The organism is Pseudomonas sp. ASL8 (assembly GCF_056680355.1).
The window spans coordinates 2,736,210-2,753,731 of sequence record NZ_CM155278.1 but is presented as its reverse complement, the minus strand read 5'-3'; the positions used below and the strand labels follow the sequence as shown (position 1 = coordinate 2,753,731).

Here is a 17,522-nt window from a genome sequence, read left to right as displayed (position 1 = left end):
TCATGCTCTACACTCCATGTCGAATGTGCCGACTGTAGCGTGCGCCTGATTGGGCCGCCGCTGAACGCACTCGTTTACCCAGAGGACCTCCACACGGGTCCCCATAAAAAAAACAAAGTCGAGGATTAACTGATGCGCATCGTTCCCCATATTTTGGGCGCAGCAATCGCTGCCGCTCTGATTAGCACTCCAGTTTTCGCTGCCGAACTCACCGGCACACTGAAGAAAATCAAAGAGTCTGGCACCATCACCCTCGGACACCGCGACGCTTCCATTCCGTTTTCCTATATCGCTGACGCTTCCGGGGTTCCGGTCGGCTACTCCCACGACATCCAGCTAAAAGTCGTCGAAGCCATCAAGAAAGACCTGGCCATGCCCGACCTGAAGGTCAAATACAACCTGGTCACGTCGCAAACCCGTATCCCGCTGGTGCAAAACGGCACTGTAGACCTTGAGTGCGGCTCCACCACCAACAACGCCGAACGCGGTCAACAAGTTGACTTCACGGTGGGCATTTTCGAAATCGGTACGCGTCTACTGGCCAAAAAAGACGCTCCGTACAAAGATTTCGCCGACCTGAAAGGCAAGAACGTCGTGACCACCGCGGGCACCACGTCCGAGCGCATCATCAAGTCGATGAACGCCGACAAGCAGATGGGCATGAACGTCATCTCTGCCAAGGACCATGGCGAATCCTTCAACATGCTCGAGTCCGGCCGTGCGGTCGCGTTCATGATGGACGATGCCCTGCTCGCAGGCGAAATGGCCAAAGCCAAGAAGCCTGATGACTGGGCAGTGACCGGCACCGCGCAGTCCTATGAAATCTACGGCTGCATGGTTCGTAAAGACGACGCCCCGTTCAAGAAAGCTGTCGATGACGCAATCAAGGCAACCTTCACCTCGGGCGAGATCAACACGATCTACGCCAAATGGTTCATGACGCCGATCCCGCCGAAGGGTCTGAACCTGAACTTCCCGATGAGTGACGAGCTGAAAAACCTGATCGCCAACCCTACCGATAAGCCAGCTCCCGACAAAGCCATCTAAACACTGGCTAATCTTTCACTTGAGCACGCAAACGCGCGCTCAAGTGAAATAAGGCGCCTGTGAATCGATCAAACTGAGGGGAGACCCTAATGAATTACAACTGGGACTGGGGCGTTTTCCTAAAGTCCACCGGCATAGGCAACGAAATCTATCTGGACTGGTACGTCACCGGTCTGGGCTGGACCATTGCCATCGCCATTGCTGCCTGGATCATCGCACTAACGCTGGGCTCGGTGCTCGGGGTCATGCGTACTGTGCCTAATCGCTGGGTGTCGGGCATTGCCACGGTCTACGTGGAAATCTTCCGCAATGTGCCGCTGCTGGTGCAATTGTTTATCTGGTACTTCCTGATACCTGACCTACTGCCTGACAATCTTCAGCAGTGGTACAAGCAAGACCTCAACCCCACGACATCGGCCTTTCTAAGTGTCGTGGTCTGTCTTGGCCTGTTCACTGCTGCACGGGTTTGCGAACAAGTGCGCACCGGCATACAGGCGCTGCCTGGCGGCCAGGAATCGGCGGCCAGAGCCATGGGCTTCAAACTGCCGCAGATCTACTGGAACGTGCTGCTACCCCAGGCATACCGCATCATCATTCCACCCCTGACCTCGGAATTTCTGAACGTCTTCAAGAACTCGTCCGTAGCCTCGTTGATCGGCCTGATGGAGCTGCTTGCGCAGACCAAACAGACCGCCGAGTTCTCCGCCAACCTGTTCGAAGCCTTCACCTTGGCGACGCTGATCTACTTCACCTTGAACATGAGCCTGATGCTGTTGATGCGCATGATCGAGAAGAAAGTTGCAGTGCCCGGGCTGATTTCCCTGGGAGGTAAATAATGGACTTCAGTGGAATTGTTCCCGCCCTGCCGGGCATGTGGAACGGCATGGTCATGACCCTGCAACTGATGGCGCTGGGCGTCATCGGCGGCATTGCACTTGGCACTGTCCTGGCGTTGATGCGCTTGTCATCTAGCAAGTTGCTGGCAAGGCTTGCCGGCGCTTACGTGAACTACTTTCGCTCGATCCCGCTGCTGCTGGTGATCACCTGGTTCTATCTGGCGGTGCCGTTTGTGCTGCGCTGGATCACTGGCGAAGACACCCCGATCGGAGCGTTCACCTCCTGTCTGGTGGCGTTCATGATGTTCGAGGCCGCGTACTTCTGCGAAATCGTCCGGGCCGGTGTCCAGTCCATCCCCAAAGGCCAGATGGGCGCAGCCCAGGCGTTAGGGATGAACTACGGGCAAATGATGCGTTTGATCATCCTGCCTCAGGCGTTTCGCAAGATGACCCCGCTGCTGCTGCAGCAGAGCATCATTTTGTTCCAGGACACTTCGCTGGTGTATGCCGTCGGCCTGGTGGACTTCCTCAATGCCACGCGCTCCAGTGGCGACATCATTGGCCGTTCCAATGAGTTCCTGATCTTCGCCGGTCTGGTGTATTTCACGATCAGCTTTGCCGCCTCGCTGCTGGTGAAGCGTCTGCAAAAAAGGTTCGCCGTATGATTTCCATCAAGAATATCAACAAGTGGTACGGAGACTTCCAGGTGCTGACTGATTGCAGCACCGAGGTCAAAAAAGGTGAAGTGGTGGTGGTTTGCGGCCCATCCGGCTCTGGCAAATCGACACTGATCAAGTGCGTGAATGCGCTGGAACCCTTCCAGAAGGGCGACATCATTGTCGACGGCACCTCGATCAGCGACCCCAAGACCAACCTGCCCAAACTGCGTTCGCGGGTAGGCATGGTGTTTCAGCATTTCGAACTGTTCCCACACCTGAGCATCGTCGAAAACCTGACCATCGCCCAGATCAAGGTCCTTGGCCGCAGCAAGGCCGAAGCCACCGAAAAAGGCCTCAAGCTGCTTGAGCGTGTCGGCTTGTCCGCGCATGCCAACAAGCACCCGGGGCAACTTTCCGGTGGTCAGCAACAACGTGTGGCGATTGCCCGTGCGTTGGCGATGGACCCAGTGGTCATGCTGTTCGATGAACCGACCTCGGCTCTGGACCCGGAAATGGTCAACGAAGTGCTCGACGTCATGGTGCAACTGGCCCACGAAGGCATGACCATGATGTGCGTGACCCATGAAATGGGCTTCGCCCGTAAAGTGGCGAACCGGGTGATCTTCATGGATCAGGGGCAAATCGTCGAAGATTGCGAGAAAGAAGAGTTCTTTGGTGATGTGACCGCACGCTCCGAGCGCGCCCAGCACTTCCTTGCCAAGATCCTGCAACACTAAGTAAGTCCAGCTGTCTGTGCCCAAGCTTATCGGGCACAGACAGCTGGTCGGTCCTGGACGACTGTGATGAAATGCGATTCCAACCTTTATCGCGCCGCGCCGCCATCACTTGCCGTGAAACCCCGCCTGATACGCCACCTGTTTCTGCCCCCGCTGGTCGTCTTGCTGATGGTCGCGCTGGGCTATGTCAGCTATCTGATCAGCGAGCACAACGGCGTTCAAGCCCTGAGCGAGAACGGTGAACGGCAGCTGGAGCTGCACGCCCGCACCGTAGAAAGCGAGATCAGCAAATACACCTACCTGCCAAGCGTGCTCGAGCTCGAAGCCAACGTCTCGCGTCTATTGAATGACCCTACGCCGGAGCTGCGTCAGGACGTCAACGAATACCTGGAAGGCCTGAATCGCCGCAGTCGCAGCCGGGCGATTTACGTCCTCGACACCACCGGTCGCGTGCTGGCCACCAGCAACTGGCGTGATGCCGACAGTTATCTGGGCGAAGACCTGTCGTTCCGCGCTTACTTTCAGGACGCGGTGCGCGGCCTGCCCGGTCGTTTCTACGGGATTGGCAGCACCACCGGAGAGCCCGGCTATTACCTGGCCCACGGCCTGGAACAGCAAGGCAAGATCATTGGCGTCGCCGTGATCAAAGTGCGCCTCGAAGCCCTGGAAGAGCGCTGGCAACGGGCTCGGCTGGAAGCCTTTGTCAGCGATGAGAATGGCATCATCATTCTGTCCAGCGACCCCTCGCGCCGACTGAAATCGGTTCGCCCGCTGACGCCGGAAACCAAGGAACGGCTCGCACGCAGCCTGCAGTATTACTGGTGGCCACTGAATGAACTGGTGCCACTGGCCCGAGAGCAACTGGCCGAAGGCGTCGAGAAGCTGACCTTCCCCGCCAATACCAGCGTCGATCACGACCCTACCGACGTCAGCTACCTGGCCCAGACCCGACGGCTGAACGATACGCCGTGGCACTTGACCCTGCTGACGCCCTTGCAAGAGTTGCGCAGCGAAGCCGCGCGCCAGGGAATGTTGGTCGCGGTGGCCTGCGCACTGGTCGCGTTTCTGCTGATCGCCTGGAATGAGCGGCGCAAAGTGATCGCCACTCGACTGGCTGCCCGCGAAGCCCTGCAAGAAGCCAACAATGAACTCGAGCGCAAAATTGCCGAGCGCACCGCCGATTTGCGCGCCAGCAACGAACGCCTCAAAGCGCAGATCCGCGAACGGCGCCTCGCCGAAGACACATTGCGTCGCGCTCAGGATGAACTGGTCCAGGCTGGAAAACTCGCCGCCATCGGCCAGATGTCCACCAGCATCGCCCACGAACTCAATCAACCCTTGGCCGCCTTGCGCACCCTGTCCGGCAATACCATACGCTTCATCGAGCGCGGCGCGCTGGACACCGCCAGCACCAACCTGAAAACCATCAATGAGCTGGTCGATCGTATGGGCCGGATCACTGCCAGCCTGCGCGCCTTTGCCCGACGTGGCGATGACAAAGGCCAAGCGTCGTTGCGCAAGGCTGTCGACGCCGCGCTGCAAGTACTCAATGGCCGACTGGAGAACTTCGACCTCACGCTGCATGAGCATTTTGAGGACGTGGCCTTACGAATCGATCAAACGCGCCTGGAGCAAATTCTGGTCAACCTCGTCGGTAATGCCCTGGATGCGATGCAGGCCCAGCCCTTGCCCGAGTTGTGGCTTGAAGGTGAAATCGCCGACGGCCGCTATCGCCTCTATGTGCGTGACAACGGTCACGGCATCGGTCCGGAAGCGCGCAAGCATTTGTTCGAACCGTTCTTCACCACCAAACCCGGTGAACACGGCCTTGGCCTTGGCCTGACCCTTTCTGCCAGCCTCGCTGCCGCAGCCGGGGGCAGTCTCAGCGCCGAGCATCCGTCCAGCGGCGGCACCGCTTTTATCTTGAGCCTGCCACTGCTCGATACACCCGCACCTCCTGAAGCCGAGCCGATATGAGCCGCTATTAATGAGCCGAACAGCATGAACAGCGACCTGACCGTTCTGATCGTCGAAGACGACCCTCATGTCCTCCTGGGTTGCCAGCAAGCCCTGGCCCTGGAAGACATTCCCAGCGAAGGTGTGGGCAGTGCCGAAGAGGCACTGGCGAGGATTGGCGAAGACTTTGCCGGCATCGTCATCAGCGATATACGCTTGCCGGGCATCGACGGGCTGGAACTGCTGACCCGCCTCAAGGCACGAGACCGCAGCCTGCCGGTGGTGCTGATTACCGGTCACGGCGACATCTCCATGGCCGTCAACGCGATGCGCGACGGCGCTTACGACTTCATGGAAAAGCCCTTCTCCCCCGAGCGCCTGGTGGACGTCGCCCGACGCGCTCTGGAGCAACGTGGCCTGGCGCGTGAGGTGTGGTCGCTGCGTCGGCAACTGGCCGAGCGAAACTCACTGGAAGGCCGAATCATCGGGCGCTCGCCAGCCATGCAAAACCTGCGGGCGTTGATTGCCAATGTTGCCGACACCTCAGCCAACGTCCTGATCGAAGGCGAAACCGGCACGGGCAAGGAGCTGGTTGCCCGCTGCCTGCACGACTTCAGTCGCCGCCATTCTCAGCAGTTCGTCGCGCTCAACTGTGGCGGTCTGCCGGAGAGCCTGTTCGAAAGCGAGATCTTCGGCCACGAAGCCAACGCATTTACCGGCGCAGGCAAACGTCGCATCGGCAAGATCGAACACGCCCACAACGGCACGCTGTTTCTCGATGAAGTCGAAAGCATGCCGATAACCCTGCAAATCAAGCTGCTGCGGGTGTTGCAGGAGCGCACGCTGGAACGCCTGGGCTCGAACCAGAGCGTCGCAGTGGACTGCCGCGTGATTGCCGCGACCAAGTCCGATCTGGATGAGTTGAGCAAGGTCGGTCAGTTTCGCAGCGACCTGTATTACCGGCTGAACGTGGTGACCCTGGAACTGCCTCCGTTGCGTGAGCGACGCGAGGACATTCTGCAGTTGTTCGAACACTTCTTGCAGCTCGCGTCGTTACGCTTCGATCGCGAAACCCCGGAGCTGGATCGTCAAACCCTGTCGAACCTGATGAGCCACGACTGGCCAGGCAACGTGCGCGAGCTGCGCAACGTCGCCGAGCGTTACGCCCTCGGCTTGCCGGCGTTCAAGAAGTCCGGCGCGAGCATCGCCGGCAACAGCCTGGACTTTGCCGAAGCGGTGGAAGCATTCGAAAAAAACCTGCTCGGCGATGCCTTGCAACGCAGCGGCGGCAACCTCAGCCAGGCCAGTCAGGAACTGGGCATGGCCAAGACCACGCTGTTCGACAAGGTCAAAAAATACGGGTTGGGTTGATCGATCCAACCCTGTGCCATCTGGACAAAAGGCCCCGCGCTGTCGCGCAGCAAACTAGGTTGCGATTTGCGTGTCGTGTTTGATGGCATATCAGATAAGTCGCCTTCGCGAATAAATTCGCTCCCACCGGGGTCTTGATTTGCCTTTAGTTCTTAAGTGAATTGACTGCCGAATCACGGCAAGGCCCCGTTTCCAGAAGGCCGAGCGCAGGCGTTGCGCAGGGGGTAACGAGGCAAGGACGCCGAGTTAGCCGCACGGGGCCATGGATGGCCCCGTGCGGCGGCCCCCGGAGCAACGCCGGAGCGAGGGAAATCCGAGCCTAGGCGAGGATCCGTATGGAGGGGCAAGCGTTTTCGGTTACCTTTTAGGCGTTTGTAAAAGGTGACCCGCTGTAAGAGCGGAACCGTAATTCCAGCACACGCCGATGCCGGATATACACATCAAAACCAGCGCCAACACATTGTTTTTAAAAAATTAAAAAGCAGTTTGACAGGAGACCATTGTGGACCTGATTTTCAAAGCCCTGCTGGGTGCTGCTGTGGTGGTGATCCTAGCTGCGCTGGCCAAAACCAAAAATTACTACATCGCCGGTCTGGTGCCGCTGTTCCCGACCTTCGCCCTGATCGCCCATTACATCGTCGGTAAGGGGCGTTCACTGGACGATTTGAAGACCACCATCCTGTTTGGCATGTGGTCGATCATTCCCTACTTCATTTACCTGGCAGCGCTGTACCTGATGGTCGACCGCTGGCGCCTGGAAGTCTCCCTTGCCCTGGCGGCACTGGCCTGGCTAGTTGCGGCGACCCTGCTGGTGACGTTCTGGATTCGATTTCACGGGTAACCGCGTCGACACATTCGCAGCGGGACGCGTAGTTGCAAGCCTACTCCCACAATGACTCAGTGGCCGTCGCATCCCTGCACTGGCCCATCCCTTGCATTCACCCGATGCACTTCCCCTCGGCCAATTGGCAGGAGCTGTTCCCTTGACCCCAACCGTGATCCTGCTGATCGCGCTGTGCATCGTGCTCGATGTGATTGGCCAACTCGCCTTCAAGCTCGGCCTGGATCGACTGCCGGAGCACGTCGGCGGCTTTCGCTTGCGCCATTTCTGGCGACAAATCGCCGGAGCCCCCCTGCTGTGGTGTGGGGTTGCCTGTTATTCCGTGCTTTTCGTTGCCTGGCTGGAGGTGCTGTCACTGGCGCCGCTGAGCCTGGTATTTCCAGCGATCAGCCTGAGCTATTGCGGGGTGGTGCTTGGCGGGCGTCTTGTGTTGGGCGAAACCGTCAGTCGCCGACGCTGGCTGGGCACTGTCGTCATCACTACCGGCGTCATGCTGGTTTGCGCCACGGGCGTTTGAGGCCTCTATGACAAAGAGTTGGATCGAAGGGCGCGGCGCAAGCATCGGCCTCTGGGCACTGTTGATCGCCTTTGAAAGCGGCGCGCAAATCTCGCTGAAAGTGGGCGGAGACGGGTTGGCCTCCATTCCGTTCGGTGTGGGCTGGCTACTGGCTGCGGTGAGCAATCTGGCGGTCATGGTCGCGATTGTCTGCTATATCGGCTCGTTCCTCAGCTGGATGCTGATCCTGCGCCGCAGCAACCTGTCGCTGGCTTTTCCCTTGAGTTCACTGGTGTTCGTGGTGGTATTGCTCGGCTCATGGCTGGGCCTGGGTGAAACCATCAGCCCGCTGCACTGGCTGGGGGTGTGCGTGATCATTGGCGGGATTGTGCTGCTGGCGGAAGGGCAACAACCAGCGGCCACGTAAAGGTCGGTGCTCGCTTCCAGCCGACGCTTCTAGAGGCCGTTGAAATGATAAGCCACGGCGACACTGACTTCGCCCTGATTATCATTGCCCCGTTGTTTGACGATTGAACTGTCTGCGGCTGAACCGACCAGATGCGTCCAGCTCGCGCTGGTCAGCAGCGACCAGCCTGGAGCCAGGGGAAACTGCGCGCTCTGGGTCAACGTGACGTTCTGCAGGCCGCCACTGGCGTCGTATTGGCGGATGCCCGAAGCCTGTGCCTCTTGTGCGCTGACGCCATAAAAGGTTTGAGCCTGCCGACCATCCGCATAGTTCGCCGTCACCGACGTATCGCCGATGATGCCCAGCCCCAATGGGTAACCCAGCTCGCCACCGATCCGTCCCAGCACCCCGCCCTGGCCGTCACTCCCCCCCGCCACACGACCCGCCTCGGCAAACACACGCCAGAAATCTTCAGGGCTGTATTGCACGAAGCCTCCCGCCTCGCCCATGCCCGACACATCACGCAAACCGCGCAATGAGCCATTGGAATTGCGGCCCGGAACATAGTTAAGGAACGGCCCGGCGCTCCAGCCGCCACCCTTCAGCACCTTCCAGGACAAGCCATCGTCCGAACTGAGACTGAGGTCACCCCAGGTCAGATCCATATAGGGCAAGGGTCGGACTTCGTAACGGCTGCCGCTGGGGTCATGGGGTTCATAACTGAGCGCCATACCAAGGTCGCCAACGATTGGCTCAGCCTGTCCAGGCGTGCTGAAACCGACAGCACACGCAAAACTTGCGAACAGAGCACAGCGATTGAACCTGGAAAGGGGCATTAAAACCATATCGAACAATGAAACATGCGCGCATCAACCCCCAAACAGGGGCTCCTGCGCAAGCACTGATGTTGTTTGTAGCAACCTACAAAAATTGTAGCTTGCAGGTCCGTTTTTTTTGACCGCCACCGCCAAGACCCACTGCCAGAAGGGTTCCGGCACTTTGGCACAGTCCATGCTCAACCCCACCGCAAGCGCAAAACGCGCTCTCTATTTACCTGATCGACCTTATCAAATAGGCACCTGCAGATGATGCACTGGCATATCGTGTGTGATTTCGATGGGACCGTCACCCGGACCGACGCTGTGGATAACATCCTCGAGCGTTTTGCCGATCCAAGCTGGGAGGCCATCGAAGACGAATGGCTCTCTGGCAAGATCGGCTCGCGAGAATGCCTGGGTCGGCAGCTCGCGCTGGTGAAAGCCTCACCCTCCCAGCTCCTCGACTATTTCGACAGCGTCGATATAGACCCGGCGTTTTCTGACTTCGTCGAACTTGTCCTGAGTCGCGGCGCGACGCTGGACATCGTCAGCGACGGCATCGAACAAGGCATCGCCCGCGTTCTTTCGCGGCATGAATGCCCGCTGCTGCCGATCATTGCCAATCGCCTGCGCCAGGTCGATCAGGACAGCTGGCGCATCGAGTTCCCGCATTCCAGCGATGCCTGCCGCGCAGCCTCCGGCAACTGCAAATGCAAGTCCGCCCCCAAAGGCAAGCGCATCCTGGTGATCGGTGACGGTCAATCAGACATGTGCGTGGCCGGGACCGCCGACTTCGTATTCGCCAAAGATCGCCTGGCCGAACATTGCGAACGCAGTGGCATTCCGTATGCCCGCTTCGACTCTTTCGCCGACTTACCCGCTTTGCTCGCCCGCTTGCCTCACAGCGATCCGGCCCACGCAATCAGCCTCCCTCTTGAACAGCAGGAACTCTTCCACCATGTCTGACATTCGTATCGCGAGCCCAGAAGACCAGATTCTTCTGGAGAAAGAAGCCAAGTATTGCTCGTTTGGCGACACCGTTCACTACATCGACCCGCCACGCATCTTCAATCGTTGCGAAGGTTCGTACGTCTACGACACCAGTGACCAGGCGTACCTCGACCTGCAAATGTGGTACTCGGCGGTCAACTTCGGTTACGCCAACCCACGCTTGAACAACGCACTCAAGCAACAGATCGACTCCATGCCGCAGATTGCCAGCCAATACCTGCACCGTGGCAAAATCGAACTGTCAGAAATGATCGCCGTAGACGCCAAGAAAAAATTCGGTCTCGACGGCCGCGTTCACTTCAACGTCGGCGGTTCGCAGTCCATCGAAGACTCCTTGAAAGTGGTACGCAACGCCAGCAACGGCAAAAGCCTGATGTTCGCGTTCGAAGGCGGCTACCACGGCCGTACCCTCGGCGCGTCGTCGATCACTTCCAGCTATCGCTATCGCCGCCGCTACGGCCATTTTGGCGAGCGCGCGCAGTTCATTCCTTTCCCTTACCACTTCCGTGGCCCGAAAGGCATGACCAAAGAAGAATATGGCAGCTACTGCGTCCAGCAGTTCGCCCGCCTGTTCGAGACTGAATACAACGGTGTCTGGGACCCGAAAACCAACCAGTGCGAATACGCGGCCTTCTACGTCGAGCCGATTCAAGGCACCGGCGGCTACGTTATCCCGCCAATGAACTTCTACAGCGAGCTCAAGCACGTACTGGATCAGCACGGCATCTTGATGGTGGTCGACGAAATCCAGATGGGCTTCTACCGCACCGGCAAGCTGTGGTCCATTGAGCACTTCGACGTCAAACCCGATGTGATCGTGTTTGGTAAAGCGCTGACCAACGGCCTCAACCCATTGGGCGGCATCTGGGCTCGCGAAGAACTGATCAATCCAAAAATCTTCCCGCCAGGCTCGACTCACTCCACCTTCGCCTCCAACCCACTGGGTACTGCGGTAGGTCTGGAAATGTTCAAAATGACCTCCGAAGTCGACTACGGCGCGATGGTCATGGAAAAGGGCAAATACTTCCTGGCTGGCCTGCAAGACCTGCAAAAACGCTATCCGATCATTGGCGACGTCGACGGCCTGGGTCTGGCACTGCGCGCAGAAATCTGCGGCCCGGATGGCTTCACCCCGGACAAGGCCACACTCGACTTCATGGTTGATGAAGGCATGAAAGGCGACATCGAAATCGACGGCAAGCGCCTGGGCCTGATCCTCGACGTGGGCGGCTACTACAAGAACGTCATCACCCTGGCTCCGTCGCTGGAAATCAGCTACGCAGAAATCGACTTGGGCATTGCCCTGCTCGACCGCCTGCTGCATCGAGCCATGAAGCGGTGAACCTGCCTGAGATCGATATGGGCGAAGGTAACGCCAGTTTCGTTCTCGGCAGTGGTCCGGTCGCGGTGTTGTTAATCCACGGCCTGACCGGCACCCCGACGGAGTTACGTCGGGTTGCCCAAGGCTTGGCCAAGCGGGGGTACACCGTGTACGTACCCACGCTTGCCGGGCACTGCGGCGATAACGCCGACCTGCAAGCCACGGGTTGGAAAGACTGGTACGAGAGCGCGCGCAAAGCCTTTGTCGGCATCCGCCAACGCCATGCACAGGTGTTCGTCGGCGGGCTGTCGATGGGCGCTGTGATGTCCATGCACATGGCTGCCGAGCATCCGGGGCAAATCGCCGGTTTGCTGCTGTATTCGACGACCTTGCGCTACGACGGCTGGAACATGCCGAAAGTAGCGAAATTGAGCCACTTGGTCATGGCGATCCCGTTTGGTGTGCACCTGTGCCGCTTCAACGAGACCTCGCCTTATGGCATCAAAGACAAGCGCTTGCGGGCTATCGTCGAACGCCAGATGAAAGCAGGCGAAAGCAGCAGCGCCGGGTTGCTGACCATGTCGGGAGTCAACGTTCGCGAGCTGCATCGATTGGTTGCGGTCGTGAAACGAGAAATGCCTTCGGTCACCACGCCTGCGTTGGTGTTGCACTCCATCGAAGACGACATCACCAGCCGCTGGAATGCTGACTATGTCGAGAAACACCTCGGCGGCAAGGTGACTAAAGTGCTGCTCGACAACTGCTACCACATGATCACCGTGGACCTGCAGTACCGTAAGGTGATCACGCTGAGCGCAGACTTTATCGACAACCTGACCGAGCAACTGCCCCTCCAGGCTGTTCCTCTGAATGATCGTCGGCAACTGGCCTGACCTCACCATGCTCATCCCACCTCCCTTCTTAGGCCTTTGGGTAAGCAGCGCCGCCTGCAATAATTGTTTTCCCGGGGCGCTGGAGGACTGTATTGAAACGGGGCAAACTCGCTGTACACCGGAGCGGTTCGACCCAGGCACGGCTGCTGCAATAAGCGAGCGTTGATGAGCGAAGAAAAAAGCCGCACCCGAAAAACGTTTACCCTTTCGCGCTGGACCGTACAGCGCAAGCTGGTCCTCGCGTTCTGGCTGGTCAGCGTCATTCCGACAATGATCGCCGCCGAACTGGCGGCGACCACCGTGTCGCAGATTTTTGAAAGTAACGTCAGTACTTGGCTCCAGGAATCGACCCGGATCGTCCAGGACGAAATCAGCGAAATCCTGCGGGTTAACACCAGGGTGTCCCGGCTGTTCCTGCAAAATACCCGCCCCTCGACACCCTCCACCGCCCGGCACAACAAGTTGACCTCCGATCTCGCCAATGCCATGGGCATCGACGTCGTCGCGCTGATCCGCAGCAGTGACCACAAAGTGGTGTTTTCCACCGTTGCCGACAACATCATCGAGCAGATCAGCATCGCGCCCAACGCCGTGCTGCAAACCATCCATAACGGCAGCGTGTTCACGGGCGTCGTTGTGTCGACCTATCAGTCAACTCAGGATGGCGTCGATTATGAGTTACTAGTCGGGACCTTTCTGGACAGCAGTTTCCTCACCAGCGTGGCTGATGTGCACTCCCTCGACCTGCGGCTGTATATGAAAGACACTGCTGGCTTCAGCGAGATTTTTTCAACACAGCGCTTCATGAACCACCCGGCGATCGTGCCGCCCGAAATCGAGCAGACATTGCGCGATACCAAAGAGCCCAGCGAGCAGTTCACCAGCAGCTACGCCGGTCTGTATACCCCGGTATTCAATGACACCGGAGAGCTTCAAGGTATCATTTTCAGTGGCCTGCTACGGCATGCCTCCCTGGTTGGACTGGTCAATCAGACCAACTTATTCCTGCTGATTCTGCTGCTGGGCTCAGCCCTGTCACTGAGCGTCGGCTGGTTGATTTCCCAACGCCTGACCAAACCGCTGCGCGGTTTGTCCGAAGGCGTACGGGCTGTGACCGCTGGCGATTACCGTCAGCACGTCGAGGTCATCGGCAACGACGAGCTGGCTGAGCTCAGCGTAACCTTCAACGACATGACCGAGCGCCTCAAAGAGCTTCAGCACCTGGAAGCACAACTGCGCCGCCGTGACCGCCTGCATACCTTGGGCGAAGTGGCCATGGGGTTGGCCCACGAGATCCGCAACCCGCTGGGCATCATCAAAACGGCCACCCAACTGCTGCACCGCCGTGCGCAGTTGCCGGAAACCGACATGCGCCACCTGGAGTACGTGATTTCCGAGGTTACCCGGATCAACGACCTGATCACGGAGTTCCTCGACTTCGCTAAACCCAGCCCTCCGATCCGCTCCACGCAACGGGTCAGACCCCTGCTGGATGACTTGCTGGGGTTTTGTGCCCCGGAATTGTCGACCCACAACATCGATGCGGTGATCATCGAGCACACCCCCAATGCCACGGTGTATGCCGACGCCCGGCAGTTGACCCAAGCCTGTCTGAATCTGGTCCTCAATGCGATCGACGCGATGCCCACCGGCGGGCGCTTGACGATGGGCATTGCAATTGTTCAAGACACCACGATCATCAGTATTTCCGACACCGGCCATGGCATTGAATCTGACATGACAGAACGCATTTTCAGCCCATTTGTCACGACCAAGGCATCCGGCACCGGGCTAGGCCTGGCGAAAGTATTTTCGATCATGGAGAACCACGATGGCCGGGTTGAATGCGTCAGCCAGCCGGGGGCCGGGGCGACGTTCAATCTGTACGTGCCCGCTTATGGAGGAGAGCGGTCATGAGCCATAACGTACTGGTCGTCGATGATGAACCCAAGCTCTGCGATCTGCTGGCTTCAGCCCTGAGCCAGAATGACATCCAGGTGTTCACCGCAGGCAACGGCCTGCATGCCCTGGCGGTGCTCGAGCGCGAAGAGATTGATCTGGTGATCACTGACTGGCGCATGCCAGGCATGGATGGTCCGCAATTGCTGGCTGAAATAAAACTCCGCTTCCCACTGCTGCCGGTGATCGTCATGACCGCCTACAGCACGGTGAAAAATGCCGTGCAGTCGATGCGCAACGGCGCGTATGACTACATCAGCAAGCCCTTTGATATCGATGAGCTCGACATCACGGTCAACAAGGCCCTGCAATTTCGCGACATCCTGCGTGACAACGCACGCCTGCGCGCCGAACTCGATCAGCATCAGCAGATCGACAGCCTGGTGGGCGAGAGTCCGGCCTTTCGTCGGGTGTTGCAGGCAGTGGATTCAGTGCGCGAAAGCAACGCCACCATCCTGCTGACCGGCGAAAGCGGGACCGGCAAAGAGATGGTCGCCCGGGCGATCCACAAACACGGCAACCGCGCGGACCAGCCCTTTATTGCGGTCAACTGCGCGGCAATCCCCGAAGGCTTGCTTGAGAGCGAAATGTTCGGCCACCGCAAGGGCGCCTTCACTGGCGCCGTGGCTGATCGCGTCGGACGGTTCATGCAGGCCGACAAGGGCACGCTGTTTCTTGATGAAGTCGGCGACATGCCACTGGCGCTGCAGGCGAAAATCCTGCGCGCCTTGCAGGAACGGGTAATCGAGCCCGTGGGTGATTCACGTGAGCGCAAGGTTGATGTGCGGGTGATTGCCGCGACCAACAAAGACCTGCTTGAAGCCGTGGCGAAAAAGGAGTTCCGCGAGGACCTTTACTACCGCCTGAATGTGTTCCCGATCCCCCTGCCCCCCCTGCGCGAGCGGGCCGAGGACGTCGCACCGTTGGCCATGCATTTTGCCCACACCCTGGGCGCCGCAGCGGGCAAGCGCATCACCGGTTTCAGCCCGGAAGCCATGCTGGCGATGGCCAATTACCCATGGCCGGGCAATATTCGCGAGCTACAAAACTGTGTAGAACGCGCCACCATCGTCGCCTCCAGCCACACCATTGAAGAAAGCGATCTACCGGCCTACCTGTTTGGCTCGCGCCCGGTAGACAGCAGCGTCATCAACCTGGTCAGCGAAGGGACAGCGATCCCGAAAGACCTGGAGGCGGCCCTCGCCGAAGTGGAGAAAGCCTACATCCTCGCCGCCCTGCATGAAACCCACGGCGTCCAGGCCGCTGCCGCGCACTTGATCGGGGTCTCCGAGCGCAGCCTGTGGTATCGCCTGAAAAAACTGGCCATCCACGTCGACAAAATTGTCCGGTAGACGTGTTATTGCTGCTCCGCAGCCTCAGTAATGATCTGACGAATGGCGTCGGCGAACGCTTCCACCGGTTGCCCGCCAGACACCGCATAACGGTCGTTGAAGACGATGGTCGGCACTGAGCTGACCCCGCGCGAAACCCACAGCTGTTCCAGTTCACGGACCTCCGCGGCGTACTCGCCTGACGCCAGAATTGCTTCGGCACGCTGGCGGTCCAAACCCACCTGTTCAGCCACGGCTGCCAGTACTTTATGATCCGAAGGGTTGGCGTGATCCGTGAAGTACGCGGCGAACAAGGCTTCTTTCAACGCTTGCTGCTTGCCTTCCAGCTCAGCCCAATGCAACAGGCGGTGGGCGTCGAAGGTGTTGTAGATGCGTCGGTCACCCTGCGAGAAGGTAAACCCCAGCTCGGCACCTCGCTGGCGAATCACTTCGCGACTCTGCCGGGACTGTTCGGGCGTCGAACCGTATTTCTCGAAGATATGCTCGTTGATGTCCTGACCTTCAGCGGGCATGTTCGGGTTGAGCTCGAACGGCTGGAAATGGATCTCGGCCTTGACCTCATCGCCCAGCCCGTCCAGCGCCTGGGTCAAGGCCCGCAGGCCGATCACACACCAGGGGCAGGACACATCGGAAACGAAATCGATTTTCAGGGGTGTGCTCATGGAACCCTCGCTCACGTATTGCAGTGGGAAAGCTCGCACCTTACACCTTCGTCGGCGTCCTTTTCACCTGAGCTACAACTGCGCGACGTGACTGCCATCGCGTTGATGCGCTTTCAGATACGGCAGAACCGCCGCCAGGAGCGGCGCCTTGAACGCCTCCTGAAAACGATGGGCCAGCCCCGGAATCAAGCGCAACTGACTGCCCTGAATATGCGCGGCCACATGAACGCCGTGCATCACCGGCAACAACGGATCGGCCGTGCCGTGCACCACCAGCGTCGGCAGGCGCAGACGATCAAGCAGTTCCACACGGCTGGACTCGGCCAGAATCGCCAGGATCTGGCGCTTTACGCCATCGGGATTGAAGGCGCGGTCATAAGAAGTCGCCGCCTGCTGCAACAGCACCTTGCGATCATCCAACACCTGCGGGCTGCCCAGTGCGGCAAGCAAGTCGGCCTGCTGTTCAATGGCCACCTCGCGACTCGGCGCACTGCGTCGGGCCAGCAGTTGCAGCAATGCCGGGCTCGGTGCAGGCAACCCCTGCGCGCCGGAACTGGTCATGATCAGGGTCAGGCTTTCTACGCGATCCGGCGCAATGTCCGCCAGGTGCTGAGCGATCATCCCGCCCATACTCGCGCCCAGCACATGGAATTGCCGAACGTGCAGCGCGTCCATCAAGCCCAGGGCGTCGTCGGCCATATCGGTCAGGCTGTAAGGTGCAGAAACCGGTAAGCCAAGCTTGTAGCGCAGGACTTCATACGTGAGGTTGGGACTGGCTGGCGCCTGTGTCCAGGTGGACAACCCCACGTCGCGGTTGTCGTAACGGATGACCCGAAAACCTTGCTGACAGAGCGCGACCACTACCTCGTCAGGCCAGTGAATCAACTGGCCACCCAGCCCCATCACCAAAACCAGAGCCGGATCGGAGTTACGCCCGATGCTCTGATACGCCAGGTGCACCTCTTTGAGATCGGCCACTTGCGTGGGGACGTTGACGTCGCATCGAGAAGCCGCAAAAGACGGCAGGCCGCATAGAAGTGCGACCCAAAAAATTAACACCCGCATGAAAAACACCAAGCCGCCTATCCCCAGTAGGTGCGAAGTTTGATGATGTTTTTCAAAGCGCGCTGCCACAGTTGCATGACAATTTGATGAAT

The 17,522-nt window shown here is 58.9% G+C and carries 17 protein-coding genes; 14 read left to right on the top strand and 3 right to left on the bottom strand.

The window, feature by feature from the left end; translation table 11 throughout:
* The first annotated feature begins 132 nt into the window (after positions 1 to 132).
* From AC1MEA_RS12565 to AC1MEA_RS12525, 9 genes are all read left to right on the top strand, one after another.
* On the top strand, positions 133 to 1,047 hold the full coding sequence (locus AC1MEA_RS12565) for a glutamate/aspartate ABC transporter substrate-binding protein (RefSeq protein WP_480918026.1): 915 nt from the start codon (positions 133 to 135) through the stop codon (positions 1,045 to 1,047).
* An 89-nt stretch (positions 1,048 to 1,136) separates the two neighbouring features.
* Entirely contained in the window at positions 1,137 to 1,883 is a 747-nt protein-coding gene (locus tag AC1MEA_RS12560) for an amino acid ABC transporter permease (RefSeq protein ID WP_480918025.1), read from the top strand.
* Entirely contained in the window at positions 1,880 to 2,548 is a 669-nt protein-coding gene (locus AC1MEA_RS12555) for an amino acid ABC transporter permease (RefSeq protein WP_480918136.1), read from the top strand. The genes AC1MEA_RS12560 and AC1MEA_RS12555 overlap by 4 nt, the downstream gene beginning before the upstream one ends.
* Complete coding sequence (locus AC1MEA_RS12550) at positions 2,545 to 3,279, top strand: amino acid ABC transporter ATP-binding protein (RefSeq protein WP_219062062.1); 735 nt, start codon at positions 2,545 to 2,547, stop codon at positions 3,277 to 3,279. Before AC1MEA_RS12555 ends, AC1MEA_RS12550 begins: the two co-directional genes overlap by 4 nt.
* A 66-nt stretch (positions 3,280 to 3,345) precedes the next feature.
* Positions 3,346 to 5,256, top strand: a complete 1,911-nt coding sequence (aauS, locus tag AC1MEA_RS12545; RefSeq protein WP_480918024.1) for a two-component sensor histidine kinase AauS — start codon at positions 3,346 to 3,348, stop codon at positions 5,254 to 5,256.
* Between the two features lie 24 nt (positions 5,257 to 5,280).
* Entirely contained in the window at positions 5,281 to 6,606 is a 1,326-nt protein-coding gene (gene aauR, locus AC1MEA_RS12540) for a two-component response regulator AauR (RefSeq protein ID WP_480918023.1), read from the top strand.
* Positions 6,607 to 7,117: 511 nt separating this feature from the next.
* On the top strand, positions 7,118 to 7,447 hold the full coding sequence (locus AC1MEA_RS12535) for a GlpM family protein (RefSeq protein WP_219062347.1): 330 nt from the start codon (positions 7,118 to 7,120) through the stop codon (positions 7,445 to 7,447).
* A 142-nt stretch (positions 7,448 to 7,589) separates the two neighbouring features.
* Entirely contained in the window at positions 7,590 to 7,964 is a 375-nt protein-coding gene (locus AC1MEA_RS12530; protein WP_219062064.1) for a DMT family transporter, read from the top strand.
* Positions 7,965 to 7,971: 7 nt separating this feature from the next.
* Entirely contained in the window at positions 7,972 to 8,370 is a 399-nt protein-coding gene (locus AC1MEA_RS12525) for an EamA family transporter (protein ID WP_219062065.1), read from the top strand.
* Positions 8,371 to 8,399: 29 nt separating this feature from the next.
* Here AC1MEA_RS12525 and AC1MEA_RS12520 read toward each other — a convergent pair whose 3' ends face one another.
* Complete coding sequence (locus tag AC1MEA_RS12520) at positions 8,400 to 9,185, bottom strand: MipA/OmpV family protein (protein ID WP_480918022.1); 786 nt, start codon at positions 9,183 to 9,185, stop codon at positions 8,400 to 8,402.
* A 249-nt stretch (positions 9,186 to 9,434) separates the two neighbouring features.
* On the opposite strand from AC1MEA_RS12520, the gene AC1MEA_RS12515 reads away from it, so the two are divergent.
* The 5 genes from AC1MEA_RS12515 (at position 9,435) to AC1MEA_RS12495 (ending at position 15,703) form a co-directional block, all read left to right on the top strand.
* Positions 9,435 to 10,133, top strand: coding sequence for an MtnX-like HAD-IB family phosphatase (locus AC1MEA_RS12515; protein ID WP_480918021.1), 699 nt, complete (start codon positions 9,435 to 9,437; stop codon positions 10,131 to 10,133).
* Positions 10,126 to 11,520, top strand: a complete 1,395-nt coding sequence (locus AC1MEA_RS12510; RefSeq protein WP_480918020.1) for an aspartate aminotransferase family protein — start codon at positions 10,126 to 10,128, stop codon at positions 11,518 to 11,520. Before AC1MEA_RS12515 ends, AC1MEA_RS12510 begins: the two co-directional genes overlap by 8 nt.
* Entirely contained in the window at positions 11,517 to 12,392 is an 876-nt protein-coding gene (locus AC1MEA_RS12505) for an alpha/beta hydrolase (RefSeq protein WP_480918019.1), read from the top strand. Before AC1MEA_RS12510 ends, AC1MEA_RS12505 begins: the two co-directional genes overlap by 4 nt.
* Before the next feature lie 165 nt (positions 12,393 to 12,557).
* On the top strand, positions 12,558 to 14,309 hold the full coding sequence (locus AC1MEA_RS12500) for an ATP-binding protein (protein ID WP_480918018.1): 1,752 nt from the start codon (positions 12,558 to 12,560) through the stop codon (positions 14,307 to 14,309).
* Positions 14,306 to 15,703, top strand: coding sequence for a sigma-54-dependent transcriptional regulator (locus AC1MEA_RS12495; protein ID WP_219062071.1), 1,398 nt, complete (start codon positions 14,306 to 14,308; stop codon positions 15,701 to 15,703). Before AC1MEA_RS12500 ends, AC1MEA_RS12495 begins: the two co-directional genes overlap by 4 nt.
* Positions 15,704 to 15,708: 5 nt before the next feature.
* Here AC1MEA_RS12495 and AC1MEA_RS12490 read toward each other — a convergent pair whose 3' ends face one another.
* Positions 15,709 to 16,365, bottom strand: a complete 657-nt coding sequence (locus AC1MEA_RS12490) for a DsbA family oxidoreductase (RefSeq protein WP_480918017.1) — start codon at positions 16,363 to 16,365, stop codon at positions 15,709 to 15,711.
* A 72-nt stretch (positions 16,366 to 16,437) separates the two neighbouring features.
* Positions 16,438 to 17,430: an alpha/beta fold hydrolase gene (locus tag AC1MEA_RS12485; RefSeq protein ID WP_480918016.1), complete on the bottom strand. Its 993-nt coding sequence runs from the start codon at positions 17,428 to 17,430 to the stop codon at positions 16,438 to 16,440.
* Between the last annotated feature and the right edge of the window lie 92 nt (positions 17,431 to 17,522).

Bases quoted from the DNA above. Each gene is read 5' to 3' on its own strand.
- AC1MEA_RS12565 (WP_480918026.1), top strand. From the start codon at position 133: ATGCGCATCGTTCCCCATATTTTGGGCGCAGCAATCGCTGCCGCTCTG.
- AC1MEA_RS12560 (WP_480918025.1), top strand. From the start codon at position 1,137: ATGAATTACAACTGGGACTGGGGCGTTTTCCTAAAGTCCACCGGCATA.
- AC1MEA_RS12550 (WP_219062062.1), top strand. From the start codon at position 2,545: ATGATTTCCATCAAGAATATCAACAAGTGGTACGGAGACTTCCAGGTG.
- aauS (WP_480918024.1), top strand. From the start codon at position 3,346: ATGAAATGCGATTCCAACCTTTATCGCGCCGCGCCGCCATCACTTGCC.
- aauR (WP_480918023.1), top strand. From the start codon at position 5,281: ATGAACAGCGACCTGACCGTTCTGATCGTCGAAGACGACCCTCATGTC.
- AC1MEA_RS12525 (WP_219062065.1), top strand. From the start codon at position 7,972: ATGACAAAGAGTTGGATCGAAGGGCGCGGCGCAAGCATCGGCCTCTGG.
- AC1MEA_RS12520 (WP_480918022.1), bottom strand. From the start codon at position 9,185: ATGCCCCTTTCCAGGTTCAATCGCTGTGCTCTGTTCGCAAGTTTTGCG.
- AC1MEA_RS12515 (WP_480918021.1), top strand. From the start codon at position 9,435: ATGATGCACTGGCATATCGTGTGTGATTTCGATGGGACCGTCACCCGG.
- AC1MEA_RS12510 (WP_480918020.1), top strand. From the start codon at position 10,126: ATGTCTGACATTCGTATCGCGAGCCCAGAAGACCAGATTCTTCTGGAG.
- AC1MEA_RS12500 (WP_480918018.1), top strand. From the start codon at position 12,558: ATGAGCGAAGAAAAAAGCCGCACCCGAAAAACGTTTACCCTTTCGCGC.
- AC1MEA_RS12495 (WP_219062071.1), top strand. From the start codon at position 14,306: ATGAGCCATAACGTACTGGTCGTCGATGATGAACCCAAGCTCTGCGAT.
- AC1MEA_RS12490 (WP_480918017.1), bottom strand. From the start codon at position 16,365: ATGAGCACACCCCTGAAAATCGATTTCGTTTCCGATGTGTCCTGCCCC.
- AC1MEA_RS12485 (WP_480918016.1), bottom strand. From the start codon at position 17,430: ATGCGGGTGTTAATTTTTTGGGTCGCACTTCTATGCGGCCTGCCGTCT.